The organism is Streptomyces sp. NPDC058964, assembly GCF_042741275.1.
Taxonomy (GTDB): Bacteria; Actinomycetota; Actinomycetes; order Streptomycetales; family Streptomycetaceae; genus Streptomyces.
Map to the genome: position 1 here is coordinate 1 of NZ_JBHYKH010000835.1, position 2,399 is coordinate 2,399.

Genomic DNA, 2,399 nt, shown 5'->3' on the forward strand with positions numbered 1-2,399 from the left:
CCAGAGGACCGTGCCACACGGGTCGGCACGACCACGGCGCGCCTGCACATCAACCGACCGGAGCGGGATATGCCGGCCGCTCAACGCACCAGTCACACGCGGCATGTGCTTCTGCATCAGGAACTCCGGGTGGGGCTTGGAACCCCGCTCGCCCCGGGCCTCATCGGGGCCCTTGGGCGCCCGAACAAGGTCCGGAGGTTCGAGGTGGCAACCAGAGTCCGGCCTCGAGCCACACCGTACGGGCGCCGGACGGCGGCGGCATGCTGATCATGAGCCGGCCCGGGGCGGCATGGGGCAACGCGGCCCGTACTGTCCGGCACCCTGGGCGCTACGGCTGCAGACCGCGCGCCTGGGTCCGATTAACCAAATCAGGAGCATGACCGCCGGCTTGTCGGCAGGCCGGAAGGCTCTTCGTATCGTGGAGGTGGCGATCGGTGCCGTCGGACGGCCGGGCGGGGACGACCGGAAGGACGCACGTGATCGACGTCAGCGACATCCGAGTCTTCCCCGGCCTGGACGTCGGCAAGGGCGAACACCAGGCCACGGCCGTCACCCTGCTGGAAGAAGGCCTTCCACAGGTGGCTGCCCGACAGCGAACCCAAGACGAGACCGTCGCCGAACTGGAGATGCTCGTCAGATTCGACGACGACCTGGTTGGCGAGGCCACCCGCATCAGTGACCGCCTTTGCGGCCTGCTCACCCAACACCCACACATCGAACGCGCTCTGGGCCCACGCCTCCAGCAGCCCGCCGCCCTACGCTGTCGGAGCGCTTCGGTTCCCCGGCCCAAAGCCGCAAGGCCGGACGTCGACGACCGGTCGGCCCGTCGCGGACGAAGGCGGCGCAGAAGCCGAGCGCCTGGTCAAGGAGATCTTCACTGCGCTTGACGAGCAGACTGTGGGCGTCCCCGGCACAGACGCGGCCGCGCTCATTGTCCCGAGCCTGCCCAGTTCCCTGGCCACCGCCCCTCGACCTGCGCAATGTGCTCGCCACACGGATCGAGGAACTGCTGGCCAGCCACCCTCGTTCGAAGGTCCCCCCGGGTGGTGGCCCGGGCGTACCCGCGGGCCGGGAAGAGCAAGCGTGCGCTGCTCAGGATGGCCTCACGCGGGTCCGTGATCTGCCCCCCAGGTTCGAGGAGTTGGTATTCGCGTGAACAGCGATGCGTACTCCTTCACACCGGGCGGTCAGACACGCAAGGCGATGCTATTGGGCGTGTGCAAGCCACTCGTCGAAAGTGGTTGCCGCGATGCGGGCGCCATCACCGGGCAGGAGTACGTCACCGGCCATCTCCGGGCCCAGTAGGGATGACCACGTCGGCACCAGCTTGACCGCACGTCCGCGCGCGTCGTTGGTGCGCCGGGCCATGTCCACCAGGTCCTGCGGCTCCGGACCGGCGACGTCGCGGTAGCGTCCTTGCGGCATGCTCGTCGTGATTTCGGCGAGGATGTCGGCCACCTCGTCGGGTGCGATCGGCTGGACCAGCAGAGGTGGAATCTTGGCGACGCCGTCCTGCTCGGTCCAATCCGTCACCGTCGCGGCGAAGTCGTGGAATTGCGTGAAAGGAACGATCGTCCACGGCACGGGCCCCTCGGCTACGAGGCGCTCCTGCTCACGCTTGCCGGCGTAGTGGGCGTTACCGCCTTCGATGCGATTGATACCGACGATGGAAAGCAGCACGTGGTGACGGACCCCGGCCCGTTGCTCGGCGGCCAGCAGGTTTCGGGTGCTGGCGCCGAAGTATGCCACTGCGTCGTCCCGGGTGGCTGCCTCGTAGTTTGTTGCGTCCACGACGGCGTCGACGCCTGTCAGGGCGGCGTCGAGGCCGTTTCCAGTGATCAGGTCTACGCCGAGCGAGCGGCTGATGCGCACGACTTCGTGCCCGGCTTGTTCCAGGACGGCGACAGTGCGGGACCCAATGTTCCCGGTCGCTCCGGCAACGGCGATTCGCATGGTGTTGTCTCCTCTGTTCGTGTTGCGGCTCATCTTTTCCCGCTGTGTTCGGGGGCGGTCACGGGTTCGGGCCGGCTCAGCGGCTGCAACCGCGGCCCGGTATGTTCCTGCGCCTCCGGATCGTTGGTCTCCGGGGGCTGGCGCGAGGCCTGTGCGCTGCCGGCCCCGGGCAGCCGAACGGATCGAGATGTGTCATGACCGGCTCAGTTGAACTGGACGCTCTCGATGTCGATGGCGACGAGTTCGGTGTCCCGGAATACGTTCCCGTTCTCGCCAACCCGGAAGACGCGGCGCCGGGTTGGAACCATGATTCCGTCGAACTCCTTGTACTCGGAGGGGTAGTGCGCGGCGGGACCCGCGTTGATGACCTCGGGCGTGTAGTCGTGCCGTCGTAGCAGGACGGCCAGGCCGAAGTAGAAAAACTGCACGCGACAATGGGGCGCGAT

The 2,399-nt window shown here is 67.6% G+C and carries 2 protein-coding genes and 1 pseudogene; all 3 read right to left on the bottom strand.

Going from position 1 to position 2,399, the window contains the following annotated elements; all coding sequences use genetic code 11:
• Window positions 1-368 precede the first annotated feature (368 nt).
• Entirely contained in the window at window positions 369-707 is a 339-nt protein-coding gene (locus ACFW2E_RS45375) for a hypothetical protein (RefSeq protein ID WP_384477623.1), read from the bottom strand.
• Between the two features lie 499 nt (window positions 708-1,206).
• Window positions 1,207-1,953 carry an SDR family oxidoreductase gene (locus tag ACFW2E_RS45380; protein WP_384477626.1) on the bottom strand — a complete coding sequence of 249 codons (747 nt, stop codon included), beginning with the start codon at window positions 1,951-1,953 and terminating at the stop codon, window positions 1,207-1,209.
• A 203-nt stretch (window positions 1,954-2,156) separates the two neighbouring features.
• Window positions 2,157-2,399, bottom strand: a pseudogene (locus tag ACFW2E_RS45385) (hypothetical protein); the annotation flags it as partial.